Origin of the sequence: Pristimantibacillus sp. PTI5 (assembly GCF_048572955.1) — a bacterium.
In the GTDB taxonomy this organism is placed as follows: domain Bacteria; phylum Bacillota; class Bacilli; order Paenibacillales; family Paenibacillaceae; genus Pristimantibacillus.
In genome coordinates, this window is the sequence record NZ_CP183886.1 from 2,855,059 (window position 1) to 2,877,573 (window position 22,515).

A 22,515-nucleotide genomic window follows, 5' to 3' on the forward strand; every position below is an offset into this window, starting at 1 on the left:
CAAGCTACCATGCCTATTTGGAGTGCCGAAACAATCATTTGCATCGATGACCGCCCGTTTAAGACGTACCTGAGCTAATGATTACTGCTAGTGCTCATGACACTTTCCGCAGCAAAACAAAAAGAGAGCAGGGATAAGCCTAAGCTTCACCCTGCTCTCTTTGCCTTTCATCCATTGGGCTGCTTCCCGAGATAAGCCGCCGTGTACTCGCTCATCATCAGGCTGCCGCCGCTGCGCTTCCAACGGTCAACTTCCTGATAGAAGCCCTCGGCGCTAATTTGCCCGAGTATATATTTATAGGTCGCATCCGAAATGATTTTGTACAGCTCCATGCTTTTCTCGTCGTACGTCTTCGATTCTAGCCCGATCGTGGGATCCTTCACGATAAATTTATCGTTATCGGCGCTGAGCCGCTCCGCCAGCTCCCACATCGTCTCCTGCTCCGCTACCTTGAGCAGGTTCGGATTGCTCAGATCGGCAATCATAAGCGAATAGAGGGCATTCACTTCGGTGACGCGAAGCTGCGACGTCTCCTCCGGCAGCTGAATCTGATCGCCATCCATGCGATAATGCTTGCCCTCTATTCCGTAGCGCATCAGATTGGCCGTATCCTTATCCATCGTGCGATCGAAGAAAGCAAGCTGCGCCAGCAGCTCCTCTTCCGTCCGAATCGCTTTTTTCGAAAATAAATACAGCCCGTTATAGTTCGGAATCGACCAGACGCGGTAGCCTTCCGGTCCCTGAATCCGGTTGACCAGCGTGAAGCGCGCCTTGGGATTTATCCGCTTTGCTTCATCGGACAGCCGCTGCACGTCAGTCATGCTGCCTATATAAACGCCGGCAGTGCCCCTGATGATTTTGTCGCGCTGCATATCCTTGCTGGTCACGGCAAAGTCCGCGTTCATCAACTGCCCGTCGTACAGCCGCTTCATAAAGTTCATCGTGTCCATGTACGGGGCCGTTTCAAATTCCGGAATGACCTTATTATCGACAACGCCCCAGTTGTTAGGCGCCCCGAAATAGGAGCTCAGCGTCTTAAAAGCGCCAAACACCAAATCGTTGCGATCCGCCAGCCCTACAGTATCGTTTTGCCCATTGCGGTCCGGGTCCTTCAGCGTAAACTGCTTGATCACCTCATACAGCTCTTCGATCGTACCCGGCGTGCCGAGCTGGAGCTCATCCAGCCAATCCTCCCTAATAATAATGCCTTGGCGCGATGACGGGCGCTCCGTGTAAAGCCCGTAAATACGGCCGTCAATAGCGGCTTGTCCCAGAATGTCGGAACTAAGATGCCGCAGGTTCGGGAACTGCTCGAGGTAAGGCCCAATCTCCCAGAATGAGCCGGAACGAATCGCGTTTTTGACAAAAATATAATCGGTGTGCTTCACAAAGGTTGCTTTCTTCAGCGAGTTGGTGGAGAGCGCCGTGTTCATTTTATCCGTATAGATACCGTCAGGAACCCAGTTTATATCCAGCTTTACGTTAGTCAGCTCCTCGAGCCGGGCCAGCATTTCCGCGCTTGGCGGGTGAGGAAAATGCAGCGGCGCCATAATCGAGATCGTTGTCACGGCATGGTCGTTTTTGTCCTTATCGGGCGTAGATGATGCCGCGCATGAAGCGCTCAGCAAAAGGATAAGAAGCGCTGCAATAAAACGGCAGCTCATGGACAGCTTTGCGCTTAGCGAACGGTTGCTCATAGGCAGCCCCCTTGTCTAATCAGCCTTTTCTCCCCATAATCTAAGGAAATGATTATCTGCAAGCCAGATGATTATTGCTCTAAATGTATGCGTTTACTAAAATAAAGCTAAAGCTTTCTTATTCCTCGACAAGGTGTTGGTAGCTGTGCGGTCCTTAACTTTTTTAGGCAAGATGACGATCTTTGGCTTTCTGCTCAGCACGCTTCCGGTTATTTTTATCGGCGCATTCTCTTACGTGACCTCATCCAATGAAATACAGAAAAATGTAAATGCAGGAAAAATGCAGCTGATTATGCAAATTAAATCAAATGTAGAGCAGAAATTGACGACTGTCAACCATACGCTGAATCAGGTCATTAACTCGACGGTGCTGAAAAAAGCGATGAACCAGCCGCTTACCGTAAACGAATTCGTGATGTACGACGATTTGCGCAATGAAATCCGGCATATGCAGTCGTTCGATACGAAGCTGGAGGATGTCGTGCTGATTAACGAGCGGCATAACTGGATGATTAAAAATTCCGGGCTCTACTCCTTCCGGCAATACGCTTATTATGAGGAGCTGTCCGGCTTGATGCAAGTGCCCGAAGGCACCTCCTGGGTGCTGAATCCGTCCAGCTGGTTTTATAGCGAGGAATCCGCGGGAAGCGCGGCTTGCAGCTACAGCATCAGCCTCGTGAAGAGGCTTCCCACGAACGGCCTTGAGAAATACGGCCTGGCGGTCGCCAACATTCCGACCTGCAGCCTGCAGGAGCTGCTGGAGAGCGATGACGACCCGTTATCCTCGATCATGATTTTGGATGACCAATACCGTATCCTGCTTCATCCCGACCCTTCGCTCGTCGGCAAGTCCGTCACGGTAAGCGGGCTGCATGCAGCCCAGTTCACCGAGCCCTCCGGGCAATATACGGAAACCGTCGACCAGAAGGATTATTCGGTAACCTATTACCGCTCCGAGCTCAATGGCTGGATCTATTTATCGGCAACCTCCATTGCAAGCATGACGAAGGAGTCCACGAAAATCGGCACGTATACGCTTTATGTATGTGTATTCATGCTTCTGCTCTCGATGCTGCTGGCTTGGCTTGGCTCGCGCCGCATGTATTCGCCGATTCAGCTGCTGCTGAATCAAATCGGCGAGCGGCTGACGGACATTCAGAAGCGGAAAACAAACGAGTTTCAAGTGATTGGCGAGCGTGTTACGCATCTGTTTCAATCCAAGACCGAGCTTGAGAAAGAGCTGCAGCAGCATATTCATCAGGTACGCACCTTTTTCTTCATGAAAGCCTTCCAAGGCCAGGTCAGGCAGAGTGAAATGACCGAGAAGCTGACCCAGTTCGGCTATGGCACGCAGCTGGCCGAATGGAAAACGATGGCCGCGATCACGCTGCAAATCGACTTTCTCGAAAACAGCCGTTACTCCAAAAACGACCTCGAGCTGCTCCTGTTCGCGGTGCATAACATGATCGAGGAGCTCATTCCGTACGAGCAGCGCTTGGCTCCGATCATCATGGATCAAACCATTGTGACGATCATCGGCAGCACAGCGTATGATTTAGACGAATTTAGCAGCGCCCAATATGCGCTTACCGAGCATCTGCAGCAGCAGATTGCAAGCTGTCTTAACGTGCAGGTCAGCATTGGCATGAGCCTGCCTTTCCGCTCATTCGCCGCGCTTGCAATGGCATACAGGGAGGGCCTTGAAGCGCTTAAGCACCGCATGAAATTAGGCGAAGGAATCATCATTCAATATGAGAATGTGAACGAAGGAAAGCATTATTTGAATCTCAACTATCCGGCGCCTATCGAGAATGAACTGATGGATGCGGTGAAGCTGGCGGAGAAGGATAAATCCAAGGAGCTGCTTCGCGCCTTTTTGCAAGCGGTATTCGCCGTCGAGCTTTCCCCTCAGGAATATCAAATCCCGCTTGCCCGTCTGCTTAACAATCTGCTGATTGTGATGCAGGAATCAGGAATAAGCATGAGCCAGCTCCATCCGATGAAAGGCCCGCTGCTCAAAGAGCTGCTCGAGCTGCATACTTCAACGGAAATCGACGATTGGTTCTGGACGAAGGTCGTCTATCCGATGATCAAAATATTCAAGGACCGGCAGGAAGAGCAGTATCACAATATATCGGAGAAAATTATCGATCTCGTGCAGCATCGGTATGATACGGATCTCACGCTGGAGGAATGCGCCTCGCGCCTGCATTACAATGCCAACTATTTGAGCAGCGTATTCCGCAAGGAGACGGGCCATTCTTTTAGCGAGTATTTGTCCATGTACCGTTTTAAAATGGCGAAGAAATGGCTCGCGGACAGCGAAATACCCGTCAAGGACATCGCCGCGCTGCTTCGTTACAACAATCCGCAAAACTTTATCCGCTCCTTCCGCAAGCAGGAGGGCATTACGCCCGGGCAATATCGCGATAAAAGGCGAAACGCCTAAAATAGCAATTAAGTTTGGGAGATTCTGTGCTATACTCTTCAAAATGAATGGAGGCTGGACGTATGGCAAATCGACCGTCAATAGAGGAATACTTTCCTTTTCATGAGCAATACATTGGTTTGGTAGGCGAAGGCGACGTAACGGCATTACTCGCGGAGCAGCTTGCGAGCACGACGGAGCTGCTCTCCGATATTCCGGAGGCGCAGGCTGATTACCGGTATGCGGAAGGAAAATGGACGCTGAAGGAAGTAATCGGCCATATCTCCGACAATGAGCGTGTCATGGCTTATCGCCTGCTGCGGGCCGCTCGCGGCGACAGGACGCCGCTCGCGGGTTACGACCAGGATGAATTTATGAGCGGCGCTTCGTTCAAGAGCTGGAGCTTGGCCCAAATCATTGAGGATTACATATCCGTTCGTAAATCCACGCTTGCTTTATTGCGCGGGCTGACAGACGAAGCTTGGCTTCGCATCGGCGTATCGAACGGCGGCGACGTTTCCGTGAGGGCTATCGCCTATATCATTGCCGGACATGAGCTGCATCACTTGAAAATCATTCACGAAAAATATTTAGCCAAATAGCCTTTACGGTTCCTGCCCGACAATCCATTGTATATGTAAACCAAGTATTGTGTTAAAATGGTTAACATATTTATGTTGGGATAAGGAGCGCGGTACGTTGATGGCGATACGATTGCGAGGGCATCATCTGCTTTGTCTGCTTGGCTTCCGGGGCATGGGGTATTCGGTTGATTTTTGCGCCAATATGACCGCGATCTATGAGACGCTTCGCAAGGAGCCTCAAACGGAAGTGGAAATCATAACCGGACCTGACGATGTTTGCAGAGCCTACCCGCCGGACAAAGCCAACCACTGCGAGGGCACCGTCTATGGCTTGGATGAAGCGGTATTAAAGAAGCTTGGGCTTCTTGCAGGCACTAAGGAAAGCTGGAGCTCCCTATGCAGCCGGGTGGCAGCGTCCATGGTGCCGGAAGATATCAGCCGGCTGTGCACGACCTGCCCGTGGGAGAAATACGGCGTATGCGCCGAAGGCGTCGGGCTGCTCACCGGAGGCAAACCTCTGCCAAAGGTCGGAGCGTAATAGGCATTCGAGAAAAAATGCGGTAAGGACGGCATGTATTTGCACCGTTCCTTACCGCATTTTTTTATCATTCAGTTAACAACGAGCCGCTTCCAGCCCTTCATGTAGGGCTGGAGAGCTGCCGGTATGTGAATCGAGCCATCCTCCTCCTGATGGTTTTCGAGGAGCGGAATCAATATGCGCGGGCTGGCTACCGCCGTGTTGTTGAGCGTATGGCAGAACTTTAATGTGCCGTCCCCGGCACGATACCTGATATTCGAGCGGCGCGCTTGAAAATCATGCAAGTTCGACGACGAATGCGTCTCCCCATAGGCTTGACGGCTCGGCATCCACGTTTCGATATCGTATTGCTTATACGTCTTTTGCGACATGTCGCCGGTACATACCGCCATAACCCGGTAAGGCAGCTCCAGGCCCTTCAGCAGCTCCTCGGCATTCGCCGTTATTTCCTGCAGCATCGCCTCCGACAGCTCCGGCTCTGCTTTGCATAGGATCACCTGCTCTACCTTCGCAAACTGGTGTACGCGGTATAAGCCATGGACATCCCTGCCTGCCGAGCCGACCTCGCTGCGAAAGCAGGTCGAGGCCGCGGCAAGCTTGATTGGCTTTTCTGCCTCTACGATTTCATTGGCATAATAAGTGACCATCGGCACCTCCGAGGTTCCGACCAGCCATTTCTCGTCGTTCGCGATCCGGAAGGTCTGATCCTCGCCCAGCGGGAAGAACCCGGTGTTGCTCATCGCATCCGTGCGAACCATTAACGGAACTTCCAGCAGCGTGAAGCCCTTTTGCAACAATAAATCAACCGCCAGCTGCTGGACCGCGCGATGGAGCAGAACGCCCGCTCCCTTGAGGTAATAATTGCGGCTGCCCGCAGCTTTGACGCCTCGCTGGACATCGACCAAACCATGAAGCTCGCCGAGCGCCATATGGTCCTTGGCCTCGAATCCGAAGCTTGGCGCTTCGCCATACCGCTTTATCTCCACATTATCCTCGTCCGAGTATCCGACCGGCGTGTCTGGCGAGACGATATTAGGAACCAGCGCGAGCAGCTCTGCCAATTGATGCTCGACATTCGCAAGCTCCGTCTCCGCTGCGCCCAGCTTCTCATTTGTCTCCTTTGCCTCCTGCCTTGCTTGCTCCGCCTCCTGCTCCGCTCCCTGCTTCATCAGCATGCCAATATGCTGCGAAAGCTTATTGCGCGTTTCCCGCAAAGCCTCCGTCTCCTGAAGAAGCAAACGCTTCTTCTCATCCCGCGACAGCAGTTCGGCAACCGAGAGCCGAATTCCCTTCTGATCGGCCACCGTCTGAACCTGCCCGCCATTTTGCCTAATCCATTTCATGTCTAACATGACACCGCGCTCCTTTTTTATGAAAATACAAAAAACGCCCTCATCCCTATGGGACGAGGAGCGTTTTGTACTCGCGGTGCCACCCAAATTGACCGAACAGCCGCTGCTGCCCAATCCTCTTTGCTCCGCGATAACGGGCGGGCCCGGTAAACTTAGGGGGAAGGCTCAGCCCTCCCCTTGACGAGAACGCCTCCGAGTTGGATTCTCTTCACTGGCGTGATCCGATTATTAATTTAGAGTACTATAGCACAGGAACAGGAATGAAAACAAGGGACAGTGCAGAATTATAGGATTCCCTGTTTATGGTATACATATGCTTTACGGGAAGGGTTTGCTCTGCCCGTTCACGAATAATACACGTACCATAACGACTGGACGAGAGGAATGGATGACGTGATGCATGATTCGCATGTGCAGGAGCTAACCACACTCAAAACGATAGCAGAAACGTTAAATCAGTCAAATGATCTTTGACGGCCAGGGTGCATAAGGTATTAAAGCATGCGGTGAAACAAGGACTTATTGAATGCATAAGACTATTGTCGTAGAACATCAGCCAATGGTTGAATGCTCTTTTAGGTTGAAATACGTCCTATTGCGGACGTTTTTTTGCATCTGGAGTGATACGATAGAGTCAATAAAAGGGAACGACGAAAGGGAGAGTATCATGAAAATCGTAATCATAACAGGAAGCAACCGAAAATCCGCAACCAGCACGCGTCTCGCGGTCAATGTGGGGCAGCTGATTTCAAAAAAAGGCCATCAGGTCCAGCTGTTTGATTTATTTGAAACGCCGCTTCCTTTTTATTCTCCTGAAGGAATAGGCTTTGACCATGCAACCGTCCAATCGCTTCAGCAAGCCATGCTGCAAGCTGACGGCGTCGTACTGTCAACGCCTGAGTACCACGGCAGCCTTTCCGGCGTGCTCAAAAATGCGCTGGACTTCCTCGGGCAGGAGCATTTTCGCGGAAAAGCCGTGCTGTCCATGAGCTCCTCCGGAGGCGCCGTCGGCACCAGCTCGCTGCTGCAGCTGCAATCCATCGTGCGCAATCTCCACGGAATCAACTCGCCGGATTGGGTCTCCATCGGCGGTGCGCAGCGGAACGAGCTCGCTGACGGATTTGCCGATTACGAAGGCAGCGGCCAAGGGATAAATGACCGGATCCATCGCGCTGCCCTCTCCTTCCTCGAGCTTGCCGCGCAGGTAAGAGGAAACTAAAGGCTGCGGTTTGAGGCAGAAAGCACACGCAAGACAACAACAAGGGCTGTACCCTCATTTTAAGTACAATTGCGTACTTAAAGCAGGGGTATGCCTTTTTTGTTGCCCTCTAATGCTCAGCATTTTATGACGATTTTGCCTGCCACGCTATCCCGAGGTTCGGTAGATATCCGTCTGGTATCGCATTTCTTCCATATCTTCCTTCACTTATCAAGCGTATCCGCAGAGTTTTTCGCAAAATAGTCATACCTAGTGTTACTTAGCACTCCTCTGTTGAGGAGGCATTTTTACGATTTTTGGTTGAAAATACTACGGCTGGTTTACAATACAGTGAAAAGATAAATGACAGACGGAATAAGTCTGCCATGCTTGAAGGAGGTCATTATGCTGCATACGATGACGACGTTACCGCATGCCAAACGCAAAAAGAAAGGGTTCGCGGCTTTTGCCGTTTTCGGCATAGCTATGACATTGCTCGCCGGCTGCGGACAGACGGGTACGAGTGAACTCGCGCCCGGCACCAATCTGGACAGCGCCACAATCATGCCTACGAATGAAGCTGAAGCAGCAAATGCCCGCAATGTGGAGGAAAACCCCTTCGCGGCAGCAGGCATTGACGATCCCGCGGCTTTTATCAAAATGTTCGAGATTGCAAAAGCGGCTGTGGCCGCAAATGAGAAGGATGCCGTAGCAGAGCTAATCCTGCTGCCGCTGCAAGTAAACGGAGAAATACCCTATGCGGTCAAATCAAAGGAAGAATTCATAGAGAAATACGATCAGATCATAACCCCGTCCGTAAAGGAGGCATTAGAGGCCCAGAAGGTCGAAGACCTGTTCGTCCGGGATCAAGGCGTAATGGTCGGCGATGGCGAGCTTTGGTTCGGCGCATCGGCGGAGAAGCCTCAGGCTTACGGCATCATTGCCGTTAATCCGGAGCCGATTAATGCGAGTCGATAACGGAGCTGCTTAAGGGGAAAATTAACCGCGGCAAGCACATAGCGTGCTTGCCGCGGTTATTTGCATGCCATTTAAGAGCTGGACAGCGCATTTCGAAAGGCTAAAATATATTTCGCTTGATCCAGCGGATTTACGCCCCTGCGCACCCGCTCTGCCTTCACATCCGGCGGACATTCGCGATAGCCCGCGAAGAAGGTCGCCAAGGCGCCTCTCCCCTTCGTAAGGGAACCGAACCTGGCAGGGAAATCAAGCGATGTCGCTACCGGCAGCGTTCCTTCGATTTCCATTCGCTCCTGCCTGACGACCGGCGTATCAAACTCGCCCCGCATCAGAATCAATTCATTCATAAGCTTACCGCCCGTCTCCTCGGGAATCGAGAGGCGGAACGAGAGCAGCGGCTCCAGCAGCTTCACGCCGGTATGCGATAAGCCATCCATAATGCCCATTGGCGTTGCTAGCGCAAAATCAAGCGGATGCGTATGCCATACATGATGCTCCCCCTCGATGAGCGTCACCTTCAGGTCTGTTACTTCCCAGCCAAAAAGCCCCTGCTGCAGCGCTTCAGGCACACTGCGGGCTACTTCATGCTGATAGCGTTCGAGCAGGCGCTCCGAACGGACCGTCGCGCTGTAGGTTAGTCCGCTTCCGCGTTCGCCAGGCTCGATGCGGAACCGCAGAATGGCCCAGCATGGCTTGGGCATCGTATAAGCAATAAAACCCTCGCCTATTTGGGCAGGCGTTTCTTTGTAAATGACAGAGGGCTGACCGAATTCAACCTTCAAGCCATACCGATTGTTCAGCAGATGGGTCAGAACTTCAATCTGAATCGGACCCATCACCTTGAGATGCAGCTCGCGCTGCTCTTGCAGCCACTGCAAATCCAGCAGCGGGTCTTCATCCGCCAGCTCCTGCAGCGCCGCAACGACTGCCGGATATTCCGCCTCATTGCTCCACTTCACTTGAACGGTAAGCAGCGGCACCGCCAGCCGCGTCTCGCCGGGCACATGATCCGCGCAGCCGATAATATCCCCGATGCGCGCGTGGTTCCAGCCGCAAACGGCAGCAATGTCGCCGGCTTCCAGCAGCCCGACATCCTCGGCCTTCTGCCCGTCGATTTTGCGGATCTGCGTTATTTTTTCTTCCAGCTGCTGCGTTTCATTGCGTACGTAATCACGATTGCGCAAGACGCCGCTATATAAGCGCACATAGGCGATTCTCCCCATTGCCGCATCGCGCTCCATTCGGAAGACAACGCCTGATACCGGTCCGTTCAAGGCGGCAAGCGGCGGGGGAAGGAGCGTTACCATCGCCTGAATGAGCGGTTCGATTCCCATTCCTTTGCTGGACGCGCCAAAAAGGACAGGAAACAATTCTCCGTTTTGCGTAAGCGCAGGCAGCTTTTGGATCAGCTCCTCCCTAGGCAGCGTGCCGTTGTCCAAGTAGTGAAGAAGCAGCGACTCCTCCAGCTCAGCCACCGTTTCCTCCAGCAGCTGCAAATAACCCTTTGCATCCTCCGAATCGTCAGGACTTAGACCAAGCGCGCTTACTGCGCCGCCAAAGCCGTCCTCTGCGCCGATAGGCGCTTGAACAGGCGCTGCCTGAGGCGATAGCAAACGCCTAATTTGCTTAAGCGTTCCCTGCGGATCCGCGCCAATGCGGTCCATCTTGTTCACGTATATGAGAGTTGGAATGTTCCTTTCCCGCAGGGCATGCCAAATAACCTCCGTTTGAGCTTGTACGCCTTCGACCGCCGAGAGGATCAGCACCGCACCGTCCATAACGCGCAGCGACCGCTCCACCTCGGACAGAAAATCGACATGTCCGGGCGTGTCCACCAGGTTAACCGTCACGCCCTGCCAAGAAAAACGTGTAGCCGCAGCACGCACCGAGATCCCTCTGGAGCGCTCTACCTCCAGAAAATCCGTCTGCGCCGTGCCTGCATCAACGCTGCCAAGTGACCGGATACGGCCGCTGCGGTATAAAATCTGTTCCGTTGTTGTCGTCTTCCCCGCATCGACATGAGCGAATATTCCAATGTTCCGTATAGGTTTCGAAGCCATCGTCTCCATTTTGCAAGTCTCCCTTTACTCCTGATCCTTTCCTTATCCTAACGCTGAAAGCGCCTTCCAGCAAGGGTAATCGGATGCCGCCTTTCTCAGCGGCGAATACGGCCAAATCAAAGGGAGACCCAACAAAAAAACGGCCTATCCCAGCCATTGCCCGGATAAGCCGTTTTGCGGTGAAAATAAGCACCTTTTATAGTTAGCCTTGTTGGATCGCTTCAATATCAATCGAGACTTTCACTTCATCGCCGATGAGAACGCCGCCCGTTTCCAGCACTGCGTTATAAGTTAAGCCGTAATCGCTGCGTTTTAGGCTGCCCGTTGCGCTGAATCCCACTTTTTCATTGCCCCATGGATCTTTGCCCGCGCCCTCGAAGCTGACGGCAAATTTCTCGGAACGCGTGACGCCGTGCAGGCTCACGTCGCCGACAACGTAATACTCGCCGTCATCTGTTTTCGTAATTGCCGTCGATGTGAAGACGAGGGACGGATGCTTCTCGATATCGAAGAAATCAGGGGTGCGAAGATGCGCGTCACGGTCTTTGTTGCGTGTGTCTACGCTGTTCAGGTCGATGGTAAGCTGAATGTCCGCGGAAGTCAGATCATGCGCGTCTGCCACGATATTTGCTTCAAAAGCGTGAAAAGAGCCTTTTACCTTTGCGATCATCATATGCTTTACCGAGAAATCAATACTGCTGTGACTCGCGTCAACGATCCATTGTGATTTTGCCATGTTAAAATTCCTCCTATGATTGCATAACTTAAATTTACTTACTTTTTACAATGTACTAACTTTTATTATGTATATTTTCATTTTAGTGATTAGACACATAATTGTCAAATATATTTTTATAAAAAAAGGGACACCGCAGAAGTTAAATAACTTCCTGGGTGTCCCTTTTGTCCGCCGGCATTTATCCGTGCAAAACCGCCGGTGTATCCTTTTGCTCTCGCTTGACGAGCGCATGCTTCTCCCAAGCTCTGCTGCGCCAGCGGAAAAACATAATAAACGCGCGCAGCCATTCATCCGCCGCAATCGCCAGCCAAATGCCGGCCAAACCTAAATCCAATACAAAGATGAAAAAGTAACCGAGCGGCAGGCTCATCGCCACCATCGAGAACATGCCAACCCAGAGCGGATACTTGGCATCGCCTGATGCGCGCAAGGAGTTCACGAGCACGATGTTGATCGTACGCCCTGTCTCCAGCACGATGCTCAGAAGCAGAACCTGCACCCCTAGCCGGATTATCTCCTCGTCATCCGTAAACATTCGCATCAGCGGCTCGCGGAACGCGATGACGAGCAGGACAGCGAATAAGGTGACGCCGCTTGCCCAGCGCACGCTTTTCCAAACCCGGTGATAGGCTGTCGTCTGCTCGCCTGCCCCGACAAGCCGGCCGACGATAATCGACGTACCCATGCCGATCGCAAAAGCAAACAAATACGTAAACATCGAAATGTTATTCGCGTAATTTTTGGCTGCGAGGGAGGCTGCGCCTAGATAAGTCGCATAATACAAGAAAACCATTTGACAGGCTTGGTACATCACCTGCTCCAGTGCGGACGGGATACCGATTTTCAAAATTTTAGCGATAAACTCCTTCGACAAGGTGAAATAATAGCTGATTTCTACCCTTACCGACATAATGCGATAAAGCATCCAAAAGAATACAGCCAGCGCTAGTGCGCGGCTGATGACCGAGGACAGCGCCGCACCCTGCACGCCCATCTCCGGAAAGCCGAACTTACCGAATATGAGCAAATAGTTTAAGATAATATGAACGACATTCATGCCAAGCGATACATACATCGCTTCCTTCGTAAAGCCATGCACGCGAATAATAGCCGAAATAGAGTTAATAATCGCTTGCAGGAATATCATCCCGCCTACGATCGATAGATAGCTTTTGGCATGGACGAGGATCTCGCCCTGCAAATTCAACGTCTGCAGCAATTGACCGCCAAACAGCACGAACGTTAAGCTTATAAGCAGCCCGACCGCTAGATTGAGCGTTACGGCAAGCGCTGATATTTTTGCGGCTTCTATAAACTTTCGAGACCCGATATATTGCGCAACGACGATGGATGCCCCGTTACCGATGACCTCCAGCAGCAAAATGGCGATATGCAGGTATTGATTGGCTGCCCCGACGCCGGATACGGCATTGTCTGAAATCGCGCTAAGCATAAGCGTATCCGCGATTCCCATGAGCATAAACAAAAAGATTTCCAAAAATATAGGCCATGTCAGAAAAAATAAATTAATACCCTTCTGCTCCTGCGGCCCCTGTCCTTTACCGGCTTCTGCCGTTGTCATGTTGTCACCTTCTTCTAATAGGAAAAGTAAAGCACAAGGTATCGTAGCATATCGAGAGGGCTATTGCACGTTAGAATTACGCTTTTACGAGAATAAAATGTTGGCAGCTCCGATGTAAACGCATACTTATAAAGCCTGCGTTCCCGAACACAAAAAAAGACTGTCCGGACGCCGTTGAAACGGCCCCCAAACAGTCTTCCTCTTTATAATTTAAAATGATAGATATCATTATTGCTCTTCAGACTCTTCTTCGGCAGCTTCTTCCTCAGCCGCCTCTTCTTCCGCTTCCTCTGCAGCATCTTCCTCTACCGCAGCAGCCGCTTCTTCTGATTCTTCCTCTTCCAGTTCAGCCTCAACAGCTTCGATTGCTTCTTCCGCTGGAGCCTCTTCCGAAATGAGTTCCGCGGTCTCTTCCGCGCCTTCTTGAACTACTTCTTCTTCTTGGCTCATATTATTCACCTCCTACTTCTTATTACCTTAATAATAGCGCTTTCATAGAACTAAACAAGAGGTGTAAAATGTCGCTTTATAAGAAGTATTTCCGCTTTTTGTAGCTTTCGATTCCATTCGCGGTCATTCGACGAACATCCCCCGTCACAGGTCTAGGACCTCGTTCAGACCTACGGCGGCTTTTCAATTCCCGATGGCTCGATAAGATGAATAACGACTAGAAAACGGTTTCTTCTATAAAGCCGCAGACGCAGAAAACAAATTCTTCAGGAGGCTGTTTCGATGTATTCACTGCTCATTCATTCGGAGCTCGGCGCTTTAATGCTATATGTTATTTTTTCCTTCATTGCCGCGGGAAAGGCATCAAAGCTTATTTATAACCAGTCAGAGAGGCAGCTCTACCGCAAAACACGCAAGCTTATTTTTTGGTCCGTCAGCCTCAGCCTGTTCGCTGCCGTCATGGCAGCTGCGGATACGATGCTTGCAGCATCTTCGCATCCGTTGTTTTAGTTGGACCGGCTGCTTGTCCGCACGCCGCTTGCCTTGCTGCCCGTCCTCCTCATTTGGTTCTACTCCTTTCCAAGACCGAACCATCCGGAGTAGAGGAAACTAGACTTTAGTCCAGTTTCCGATTTTACCTGCAGCAGGAGGACAGTTATTTTCTAACTATGCTATGCTGAAAGCAGCTAATAAAACGTGGATAGGGGTGCTTTTGAACAATGAATTTAAGAACAATTAGCGGGTTTGTCCTCCTGCTGCTCGGTGCTTGTTTATTTCTAAACCAAGGCGAAACGTTCGGCCCGGGCAAAATCTTTGCCTACTTCTGGCCATCGCTATTCGTCATACCGCTCGGACTCTTTTTCCACTGGCTCTACTTCTCCATGGTCGGCAGAAAAGGAGTCGGACTGCTCATCCCTGGCGGTATTTTGTTTATCGCGGGCGTCGTCTGCCAGATCGCCATGTTATTCAACAACTGGGTGTATATGTGGCCAGGCTTTATCCTCGCCGTGGCCATCGGCTTGTTCGAATTTTATTGGTTCGGCAACCGTAACAAATGGCTGCTTATCCCCATCAACATTTTGAGCGTGCTGTCGCTGCTTTTCTTCGCTGTCTTCTCAATCGGCTCCTTCTACAACAAATTCGTGCTCAGCCAGCCGATTATCGCCATTGCATTCATTCTAGCCGGCGCCATGATCATTCTAATGAAGAAGAAGGATGTCTAACAGTCGCCTCCTGCGATGTGGTATAATCACAAGCATCGCGACTGCTGCTTCGCAAACTTAGGTCCATGCTTTCGAAGCGGTTTGCTTCGCAAACTTTAGGTCCATGCTTTCGAAGCGGTTTGCTTCGCAAACTTTAGGAGGAAACATATGCTGTCTTTTGAACAAAAGCTCGCTATCATCGAAGCCTTTCCCGAATTGGAACGAAAGGATGTTTCTCTAGGCCGCACTAACTTCCATTATGAAGAGAGCGCCCATGAGAAAAAATCGGTCGTGCACCATTTGCATCCGAATGGCAACGGCTATGTATTCGCCGGACTTGTGCCCGGTGTGGAAACCGACGACAAGGGCCTCGTAAATATTCGAGACTTTAATGAGGAAGAGCTCCGCTCGATTATCGAGAAATCGATTAGCTCTCTTTCCATAGCACCGCCGGAGAAACCGGAATCGAAAAAGAAAAAAAAGAAAAAGCAGGCTCTGGAACAACGCTGGATCGGTCCGGACAATGCCGTGCTAACACTGCTTTTCGAAGAAGATCTATGGTATTTATATGCCGATCTTAACCTCGAATCTGCCTTCGAGACGTATGAAGAAGCCGAAGAATACCTTCTTGAAGAGCAGTTTACGCGCGAATCATAGAATACGGATTTCAAAAAAGGGAGAGCCGCATAAGCTTCTCCTTTTTTTTATATGCGGACAAACAGGATTTTTGTCACTCCGTGTCTAATTGTAGTACATGCACCTTAGAACCTCGGGGGGATATCCTTTTGTCCATTAAAAAAAAGCTGTCATTTTGGATTTCAATTATTGTTGCCGTCATTTTGGCCCTGAGCCTATTCATTTCTTATTTTTCTTCCAAAGCTGAGGTGCAGTCGAGTCTCGAGCAGCAGGTAAACAGTATTGCGAAGCAAATTAGCCTCACGATTGCGGCCTCGGAAAGCGCTAGGCAATCTATGGAGGATTCAATAGGCGAGAAGCTGAGAAACGTTGCCATTGCAGCAAAGGAACAGCTTGATCCCGATATCGATAAAGTCAAAAACGAACAGCTCGTCGAGCTAAGCCGCAAGCTTGGCGTCGATCATATTACGCTGTGGAAACGCTTCGATGACGATGTTATCGCATTGAAATCCTCCGATCCCAATGAAATCAACCTAAGCTCAAAAACTTGGGATTATTGGCACAGGGCGTTTTTGCAGCTATTTGAGAATCATAACGTCACCATTCCCGAAGGGCAAAAGCTGGAAAACTTCTGGTCCGGACCGTTTAATTTCTCCACCTCAGACCCTAAACAAATTAGAAAATGGGGCGACTATTACGACGGAACGACAAACTATATGATTAATCCCTACGTGAATGCGCAGGTGCTGCTCGATTTCGATAATTCGATCGGGACGAATTCCATCGTCAATAAGATCATTGCCGATCAGCAGGATATTTTAGAAATCACCGGCTTTGATCCGCAGTTTTTTGGAAAAAGTCCAATCATAAAAATGAAAAAAGGCATTCCTGTTTACAATCTAGACGTTCGAGACATTCCCTTTGGGCAATACACCTACAAAGATCAAGAAAATGATTCCGTGAATATTCAAAAAGCGTTGGATAGCGGGATGACGGTTACAGCGAAAAGCACGATCATGGGCAAACAGGTCATGAAAACCTTTATTCCGATCACCATCGACAAAACCTATGTCATCTGTATCAGCTTTGACCATCAATCTATTTTGAAGCCGCTTAAACGCCAGCTGCTTATGCAATCGGTCATCTCATTGTGCCTCGTTCTGGTGACGATGTTCGCGAGTTACTTCATTGCGGGCTTCATGCTGCGCGGCTTGAATCAGATTTTAAACAAAGTAAATGCGATCGCTGCAGGCAATTTCGGCAAAATCATTACGATACGCAGCAATGATGAGTTAGGCTTGCTCGCTTCCCGCATCGATACGATGGGCGATAATTTGCACAGCTATACCACTCAGCTTCAGGATACGGCCGAAGAGCTGCGAAACACGAAGCAGTACCTTGAATCGTTCGTCAATCATACCTCCGATGCGATTCATGTAGCGGATTTGGCGGGCCATGTCATTCAAGTGAACAAAGCCTTCGAAATCATGTACGGCTGGAATGAGGAAGAGGCGCTCGGCAAACCGCTGGATAATGTGCCAAGCGACTATCTGAGCTCGTATCATGAGCTTGAGGCTACCGTGCTGCGCGGCGGCTCCGTAACCGACTTCGAAACCGTCCGTTATACAAAATCAAATCAGCTCATTGATTTAAGCATTACGATATCTCCGATACGCGATGAGCTTGGCGCCATTATTGCAATCGCCACCATTTCAAGGAATATTACATCGCGTAAGCAAACGGAGGAAATCATTAGGCGCTCCGAGAAACTGTCGGTGGTCGGTCAAATTGCCGCGGGCGTTGCCCATGAAGTACGCAACCCGCTGACGACGCTGCGCGGCTTTGTCCAGCTTCAGCAGCAAACTGGCTCCTTAACGCCTTCCCATCTCGAGGTGATGCTTGGCGAGCTTGACCAGATCAATATGATCGTAAGCGAATTTCTCGTATTCGCTAAGCCGCAAGCCAGCCATTATCAGCCTGTGAACGTGCTGACCCTTGTCGGCGATATCATGATGCTGCTCGATTCAGAGGCGAAGATGAGCAATGTTCAGCTTACGCTGCTAGCCGAAGCCGAGCTTCCCGAGGTGATTGGCGAAGCTAACCAGCTAAAACAGGTTTTCGTCAACATCATGAAAAACGGGATTGAAGCCATGCCCGGCGGCGGCGTGCTGTCCATTCAACTGGAAAAGAATAGGAGCGGATCGATTGTTCTGCAGTTCATCGATCAGGGCTGCGGAATTGCCGAGGATGATTTGATACGCTTGGGCGAGCCTTTCTTTACGAAAAAAGCGAGCGGCAACGGCCTTGGCCTCATGGTCAGCCAGCAAATCATCGCTGCCCATAAAGGAGCTATCGTTTTCCGAAGCGAGCTTGGCCAGGGAACCTGCGTTGAGATTACGCTGCCTAGACAGGTTTAATTATCGATTTAAGAAACAGGGGTGAGCAAATGGCTCACCCCTGTTTCTTATCCACTAAAAATCAAACAGGCTGACACCTCAGAATAGAGGATCAGCCCGTAATAGCACCCATATTTAATTCGGTCAATTTTACGATTATTGTGCGTAATCGCCTGTATAGTTAATAAGCGATGCATCATGTACGCCTTCAATTTCGCTAATCGTTTTCATAAATGCGGTATTGTCGTCACGCATTTTAATTTCTACAGTCAGCTCTGTAAAATCCTTGCGGACGGTTTTGGATTTCAGCTTAGAGTCCAGCTTGCGAAGCTGAACTCTAAGTTCATCAGTTGCGCTATCGGTATGGCGAATAATCAAGAGAAAGGCTTGCTCTTTAATTTTGCGTTTGGATAGCCAAGCCAACGTTAAACCGATTATGATGGATCCACCTAAAGCTAGAGGGTACATTTTGGCGCCGCTGGCGATACCTGCAGCAATTGCCCAGAACATGTACACAATGTCCAACGGATCCTTTACAGCGGTTCTAAAACGCACGATGCTGAGTGCGCCGACCATACCAAGTGACAATACGATATTCGTACTGATTGTCATAATAATAAGCGCCGTAATCATTGTCATTAGAACGAAAGAGACATTATAGTTATAGCTGTACACGACACCGCGGAAAGTTTTGCGGTAAATCCAATAAATGAATAAGCCGATTATGAATGCTGATGCTAGACCCAAAAACATATCTACATAAGAAATACTCCGGAATGCTTCAAGATGAAGCATGCTTTTTTTGATGACGTCCTGGAAATTAACCGTATCGTTCATTATTGCACCTCTGCTAGTCTATTGTTTAAAATGCTTCATGCCAACCTCGCGGCAAATGACATACTTGGATATCGCTGACCGCGCATGCCTCTCCGGCTGTACAACCTTACGAATATTATCCGGAAGAAAATCATCGAACTTCACTTCCATTATCGTTTGAGCCGAGAGCAGCGCTTCCTCCTGCACTAAGTGGGGGTCAAATAAATCGACGGAATTCACGCCCGCAGTCAAGCGCTTATCGAATGTAATTCGCACATTTCCCGGTTCATACACATAGGCCTCTCGAAAATAATCAACGATGACGATAGGCCGGAAAGCCCGATGCGCAAGCGCCGAATAAAATTCGATCAGCAAAGGCTCCTTTTTGCCTGCTAACGGCTCGTAATCTTTTCTCATGATGGCATCGTACTCATCACGACTAATAGAGGCTGCTTCCTTGCATACGAATTCACCGTATTTGCTTTTCCGCTCCACGGTAATTTTCGCGTCACTGCCATTGTAAATGCGAATACGGTATTTCTCTCGTTTAAATATGCCGTTATTCTTATCATACAAAGAATGATCATGCGGGCCGTCAAAATACAGGCTGCGAATGCCGTATCCATCTACTGACAATGAGTTTTTGTCCATGACAAGCATGGTCGAGACCTTGTAGCGAAGTGAAATATAATCATGCATGTGCAAATAATACTTCATTTCGTTCCGTAACTTTTTGCCCTGAAATAACATGCTATTCCACCTCGAACTGTCTAATGCCGTTATACTCATTTCCTTCTACGTCAGTAAAGGAATCGAAAGAGGTTTGCTCATGCCCGCTATTATCGCGAACCGTTACCCGCCAGTAATAAGTTCCGTCTGCCGGTCTTTTAAATGATGCTTCGTTAACCTGTATGTTCTTTTGGGATCCTATAATTTGTGCAAAAGCAGGATCACGGGCAATCGTCACGTCATAAAGGAGATCATCCCCTTGAAGATCAAACGAGATTCCCCATGTAAAATTAATTTTCGCAGCTTCTATATCAACTGCATCCATATAAAATGGCTTAGGCTTTTCTAAATCTTTCAGGAATCGTTCTACTCCTCGTTCCGGAGTATTGATAATTTGCTCAAGCTCCTTATCAAAGTCAACATTGCGTCCAGGTAAATAGTTCATATCAGGTGCACTGAAGAGAAAAGGCTTAACGATATCCTTATATTGGTTTAACTGTTTTTCCACGCTGTCCTTATTAATGACTTTGGCTAACTCTTCTACTTTGTCCTCTAACTGCTTAATATGCTCTTCATTTCGGAAATAACGGTTATGCAAGGTGCTTCCCCAGAAATTACTGAGTCCGGACTGATAAGTCCGAATGTAGTTTCCTTCCCTCTGTAACTCCCAGCCGCCGTCATAATCCCAAGGAAGCAAATACCACTTCTTTGAATTTAACGGGGAATAAAGATAAAAGTTATTAGCATCCGTATCCATGTTGTCCATCAATATGTTTATTGCTGTCCATGTAAGGAAATTTTCCAGATCAAAATGTTCTTCAATGACTTCATCAATAGACTTTTCCATATTGTTCAAGTCATCCAGCATGTCGATCAGCTTGTCATGCTCTTCACGGCCTTTAATTTCAAGAATGGTTTCAAAGGCTGCCTTATCATAATCCGGATCTGACTGCGACTTAATTTGATCCGGATAACGTTGGAACTCGAAAAAGTTAACTTTGTACAACTGACCGTAAGGGTCCAGCCAATGAGACTTCAAAAACATTTCGTTAGGCTGTTCGATTTGGCTGTATAGACCATAGTCTTGATAAACCGCATTTGCCGAGCCCTCTGACAAATCCTTGACATACAAATGAACAAACTGCGTTCTTAAGCTCGTTATATTCGGGATTTGCTCTAACAAATCAAAGCTTAGCTTATTTCGTAATCTTGAAAGGTCCGTCGAATGCTTGTTTAAATTCAACGTCCTCTGGTTCTGCCATAAGCCTGCTTCATCAAATAGCTTGATTTTATACGATTTTTGGGCAGCATATCGGGCAGTATTGCCTCGCAGGCTGATTTTTGCGTTAGCAGTGTCTGCTCCGTATCCAAACATTCCAGACGTTGGCCCCGTACCGTCTGCCTTTCCTTCCTGCATAATGACTTCCAAATTCTCTTCACTGTAACGATCGGTCATCCGATTAAGTTCATACCAGTTTACGGAATCGGCATCATTTGCTTTTTCCGGCATTATCGTGACATACAAAGCCTTAAGAGAGCCGTCCTCATCTCTTTCATAAATCCGTTTATCTTCGGCGATGCCGTCGCTTTGCCCAGTGGAAGCAGCTGCGCTCTCACTATTGGAAGGTTCGCCTACTGAAGCAGCTTTATCACTAGAGCATGCGGATAAAACCAGCGTCATAACAATTATTGAAGAAATAATCGAGGCCGGTTTGACCAATGAAAGTTTTGAATTTTCCCGCTGGCTTTTTGTCGTAAGCGGTTGTGAACAGAAGGTATAGTAATCAATATTGCGCAGCACATGCAGCAGGCGCGCAATCCCAACGGCCAGCGCTACGAATGCCGCTATAAACATGCCGAGACCATTGAGGTCTAAATTCATCATCCAGTACGTAAATCCGGCATTTGCAGCAATAAACAAACCACTAATCATAAGGACACCTTTCCGGTCATCGAAGTACATGAGGACATGTACAAGCACGAACATAATAATAAATAAGAAATAACCTAATGTTAAGATGAGAAACAAGTCCAGCTGCGCCATTGTGAAACCAATTTTCGGTAGAAAATTCATTCCGAGAGCTATGGAAAGAATGGTGAACAGCAGCTGTACTTCCATTAAAAAGCTGAATTCACGCAAAAGCGTTTTTTGCATTTCTTTTTTGGCTTTATTGATATCCTGATAGGTGCCGCCATCCAATACGTTCAAATAATACACCCGAAACTTCTCGTAGAAAGACGTTTCAACCGAAACAACAAAAACGACCATGGATGGAACGACAGAGAGAAACGCGTAGAAAACCGGTAAATCGTATGCCGGCATAACCAGGTAACGATTAGCAACCTCCACGCCCGATGGTCCAAACCAATAAATAAAGCTGTGAATATATACGCCGCCATAAACAAAGCAGCCGGTAAAGAAAAGCGAAGGGTATTTCTTAAAGTAGGTTAAAAAGGTGAAATATTGCCGGCTCTGCGCACGGGGGAATATTTGCTCAAAATGAAAGGAAGAAAGTACGGCTATAACCAAAAAGCCGATATCGATCGAGAGCAGCGCGGCTGTAGTTGCTTGGATGTCCGTATACGTAAACAGTAGGAAACCGCTTAGCAGTGCGATGACAACCCCAATTCCGAAGCTTCTTACAATGCGAATATAGTCCTTTAAAGCCGATAAATAAATTCCTTGTATCCAAATAATAATAAGCTCCATGAAGAAAAGATAAGCAGCCAGCTTATATCCGGAATCAGCAGACACCTCGCGCAGAAACAGCCAAGCTGCTAAAGCGCACACGGGAAGGCAAACCATTAATGCTCCGTAATAGGAGGATAACAGCTGCTCATACTTTTTCTGATAGATCATGTCGGCAATGAAACGCGTGATAACCATGGATATCCCGCTCGTAATGATAATGGAAAAAATAAAGCAATAGGTTACCGTCGATATATACAGCTCCCATTCCAAATAGCTTCCATTATAGACGGACATCATTTTTTGAAGCGCAATAATCAAGGACATGCATAAGACCATGGGTCCTATCGTCGTCAAAGACGAATACGCATAAGCCTTAACATTATTGATTAATCCCTGCTCCTGAAACAACTTTCTCAGTTCGAAGCCGATTCCAGCCAC

Annotated in this window: 17 protein-coding genes and 1 pseudogene; 9 read left to right on the top strand and 9 right to left on the bottom strand. The window is 49.0% G+C overall.

Annotated elements, in window-relative coordinates; genetic code table 11:
• Positions 1–167 precede the first annotated feature (167 nt).
• Positions 168–1,697, bottom strand: coding sequence for an extracellular solute-binding protein (locus tag ACN6MW_RS12820; protein ID WP_419875740.1), 1,530 nt, complete (start codon positions 1,695–1,697; stop codon positions 168–170).
• Between the two features lie 145 nt (positions 1,698–1,842).
• Here ACN6MW_RS12820 and ACN6MW_RS12825 point away from each other — a divergent pair, with 145 nt between their 5' ends.
• From ACN6MW_RS12825 to ACN6MW_RS12835, 3 genes are all read left to right on the top strand, one after another.
• Positions 1,843–4,146, top strand: a complete 2,304-nt coding sequence (locus ACN6MW_RS12825) for an AraC family transcriptional regulator (RefSeq protein WP_419875741.1) — start codon at positions 1,843–1,845, stop codon at positions 4,144–4,146.
• A gap of 62 nt (positions 4,147–4,208) precedes the next feature.
• Positions 4,209–4,727 (top strand): DinB family protein, encoded by a 519-nt coding sequence (locus ACN6MW_RS12830; RefSeq protein ID WP_419875742.1) that lies wholly within the window; start codon positions 4,209–4,211, stop codon positions 4,725–4,727.
• Positions 4,728–4,827: 100 nt separating this feature from the next.
• Entirely contained in the window at positions 4,828–5,247 is a 420-nt protein-coding gene (locus ACN6MW_RS12835; RefSeq protein WP_419876340.1) for a DUF1284 domain-containing protein, read from the top strand.
• Between the two features lie 71 nt (positions 5,248–5,318).
• Here ACN6MW_RS12835 and serS read toward each other — a convergent pair whose 3' ends face one another.
• Positions 5,319–6,599, bottom strand: coding sequence for a serine--tRNA ligase (gene serS, locus ACN6MW_RS12840; RefSeq protein WP_419875743.1), 1,281 nt, complete (start codon positions 6,597–6,599; stop codon positions 5,319–5,321).
• A 667-nt stretch (positions 6,600–7,266) separates the two neighbouring features.
• Between serS and ACN6MW_RS12845 the strand changes: the two genes are divergently transcribed.
• Positions 7,267–7,818, top strand: coding sequence for an NADPH-dependent FMN reductase (locus tag ACN6MW_RS12845; protein ID WP_419875744.1), 552 nt, complete (start codon positions 7,267–7,269; stop codon positions 7,816–7,818).
• 384 nt (positions 7,819–8,202) lie between these two features.
• The gene (locus tag ACN6MW_RS12850; protein ID WP_419875745.1) at positions 8,203–8,775 is read left to right on the top strand and encodes a hypothetical protein; all 573 of its coding nucleotides are present in this window, start codon (positions 8,203–8,205) and stop codon (positions 8,773–8,775) included.
• Between the two features lie 71 nt (positions 8,776–8,846).
• Here the strand turns inward: ACN6MW_RS12850 and ACN6MW_RS12855 are convergent, their stop codons facing one another.
• The 4 genes and pseudogenes from ACN6MW_RS12855 to ACN6MW_RS12870 all read right to left on the bottom strand — a co-directional run bounded on the left by ACN6MW_RS12855 (position 8,847) and on the right by ACN6MW_RS12870 (position 13,606).
• The gene (locus ACN6MW_RS12855; protein WP_419875746.1) at positions 8,847–10,844 is read right to left on the bottom strand and encodes a GTP-binding protein; all 1,998 of its coding nucleotides are present in this window, start codon (positions 10,842–10,844) and stop codon (positions 8,847–8,849) included.
• A 193-nt stretch (positions 10,845–11,037) separates the two neighbouring features.
• Positions 11,038–11,571 carry a YceI family protein gene (locus ACN6MW_RS12860; RefSeq protein ID WP_419875747.1) on the bottom strand — a complete coding sequence of 178 codons (534 nt, stop codon included), beginning with the start codon at positions 11,569–11,571 and terminating at the stop codon, positions 11,038–11,040.
• 181 nt (positions 11,572–11,752) lie between these two features.
• Positions 11,753–13,206: pseudogene (locus tag ACN6MW_RS12865) on the bottom strand (MATE family efflux transporter).
• Between the two features lie 178 nt (positions 13,207–13,384).
• Positions 13,385–13,606 (bottom strand): hypothetical protein, encoded by a 222-nt coding sequence (locus ACN6MW_RS12870; protein ID WP_419875748.1) that lies wholly within the window; start codon positions 13,604–13,606, stop codon positions 13,385–13,387.
• Positions 13,607–13,888: 282 nt separating this feature from the next.
• Between ACN6MW_RS12870 and ACN6MW_RS12875 the strand changes: the two genes are divergently transcribed.
• The 4 genes from ACN6MW_RS12875 (at position 13,889) to ACN6MW_RS12890 (ending at position 17,861) form a co-directional block, all read left to right on the top strand.
• Positions 13,889–14,116, top strand: a complete 228-nt coding sequence (locus ACN6MW_RS12875; protein WP_419875749.1) for a hypothetical protein — start codon at positions 13,889–13,891, stop codon at positions 14,114–14,116.
• A gap of 209 nt (positions 14,117–14,325) precedes the next feature.
• Positions 14,326–14,829 carry a hypothetical protein gene (locus tag ACN6MW_RS12880; protein ID WP_419875750.1) on the top strand — a complete coding sequence of 168 codons (504 nt, stop codon included), beginning with the start codon at positions 14,326–14,328 and terminating at the stop codon, positions 14,827–14,829.
• 147 nt (positions 14,830–14,976) lie between these two features.
• On the top strand, positions 14,977–15,465 hold the full coding sequence (locus ACN6MW_RS12885) for a hypothetical protein (RefSeq protein ID WP_364152171.1): 489 nt from the start codon (positions 14,977–14,979) through the stop codon (positions 15,463–15,465).
• Between the two features lie 128 nt (positions 15,466–15,593).
• Positions 15,594–17,861, top strand: coding sequence for an ATP-binding protein (locus ACN6MW_RS12890; RefSeq protein WP_419875751.1), 2,268 nt, complete (start codon positions 15,594–15,596; stop codon positions 17,859–17,861).
• 135 nt (positions 17,862–17,996) lie between these two features.
• Here ACN6MW_RS12890 and ACN6MW_RS12895 read toward each other — a convergent pair whose 3' ends face one another.
• From ACN6MW_RS12895 to pelG, 3 genes are read right to left on the bottom strand one after another with little or no spacing between them, the layout of a single operon-like run.
• The gene (locus tag ACN6MW_RS12895; protein WP_419875752.1) at positions 17,997–18,677 is read right to left on the bottom strand and encodes a DUF4956 domain-containing protein; all 681 of its coding nucleotides are present in this window, start codon (positions 18,675–18,677) and stop codon (positions 17,997–17,999) included.
• Between the two features lie 18 nt (positions 18,678–18,695).
• Positions 18,696–19,406 carry a polyphosphate polymerase domain-containing protein gene (locus tag ACN6MW_RS12900; RefSeq protein ID WP_419875753.1) on the bottom strand — a complete coding sequence of 237 codons (711 nt, stop codon included), beginning with the start codon at positions 19,404–19,406 and terminating at the stop codon, positions 18,696–18,698.
• 1 nt (position 19,407) lies between these two features.
• Positions 19,408–22,515 carry an exopolysaccharide Pel transporter PelG gene (gene pelG, locus ACN6MW_RS12905; protein ID WP_419875754.1) on the bottom strand — a complete coding sequence of 1,036 codons (3,108 nt, stop codon included), beginning with the start codon at positions 22,513–22,515 and terminating at the stop codon, positions 19,408–19,410.

Excerpts from the sequence above, each read along its gene's own strand:
- serS (WP_419875743.1), bottom strand. The coding sequence starts at position 6,599 with ATGTTAGACATGAAATGGATTAGGCAAAATGGCGGGCAGGTTCAGACG.
- ACN6MW_RS12820 (WP_419875740.1), bottom strand. The coding sequence starts at position 1,697 with ATGAGCAACCGTTCGCTAAGCGCAAAGCTGTCCATGAGCTGCCGTTTT.
- ACN6MW_RS12855 (WP_419875746.1), bottom strand. The coding sequence starts at position 10,844 with ATGGAGACGATGGCTTCGAAACCTATACGGAACATTGGAATATTCGCT.
- ACN6MW_RS12895 (WP_419875752.1), bottom strand. The coding sequence starts at position 18,677 with ATGAACGATACGGTTAATTTCCAGGACGTCATCAAAAAAAGCATGCTT.
- ACN6MW_RS12845 (WP_419875744.1), top strand. The coding sequence starts at position 7,267 with ATGAAAATCGTAATCATAACAGGAAGCAACCGAAAATCCGCAACCAGC.
- ACN6MW_RS12850 (WP_419875745.1), top strand. The coding sequence starts at position 8,203 with ATGCTGCATACGATGACGACGTTACCGCATGCCAAACGCAAAAAGAAA.
- ACN6MW_RS12830 (WP_419875742.1), top strand. The coding sequence starts at position 4,209 with ATGGCAAATCGACCGTCAATAGAGGAATACTTTCCTTTTCATGAGCAA.
- ACN6MW_RS12860 (WP_419875747.1), bottom strand. The coding sequence starts at position 11,571 with ATGGCAAAATCACAATGGATCGTTGACGCGAGTCACAGCAGTATTGAT.
- ACN6MW_RS12885 (WP_364152171.1), top strand. The coding sequence starts at position 14,977 with ATGCTGTCTTTTGAACAAAAGCTCGCTATCATCGAAGCCTTTCCCGAA.
- ACN6MW_RS12835 (WP_419876340.1), top strand. The coding sequence starts at position 4,828 with ATGGCGATACGATTGCGAGGGCATCATCTGCTTTGTCTGCTTGGCTTC.
- ACN6MW_RS12875 (WP_419875749.1), top strand. The coding sequence starts at position 13,889 with ATGTATTCACTGCTCATTCATTCGGAGCTCGGCGCTTTAATGCTATAT.
- ACN6MW_RS12870 (WP_419875748.1), bottom strand. The coding sequence starts at position 13,606 with ATGAGCCAAGAAGAAGAAGTAGTTCAAGAAGGCGCGGAAGAGACCGCG.
- ACN6MW_RS12900 (WP_419875753.1), bottom strand. The coding sequence starts at position 19,406 with ATGTTATTTCAGGGCAAAAAGTTACGGAACGAAATGAAGTATTATTTG.
- ACN6MW_RS12880 (WP_419875750.1), top strand. The coding sequence starts at position 14,326 with ATGAATTTAAGAACAATTAGCGGGTTTGTCCTCCTGCTGCTCGGTGCT.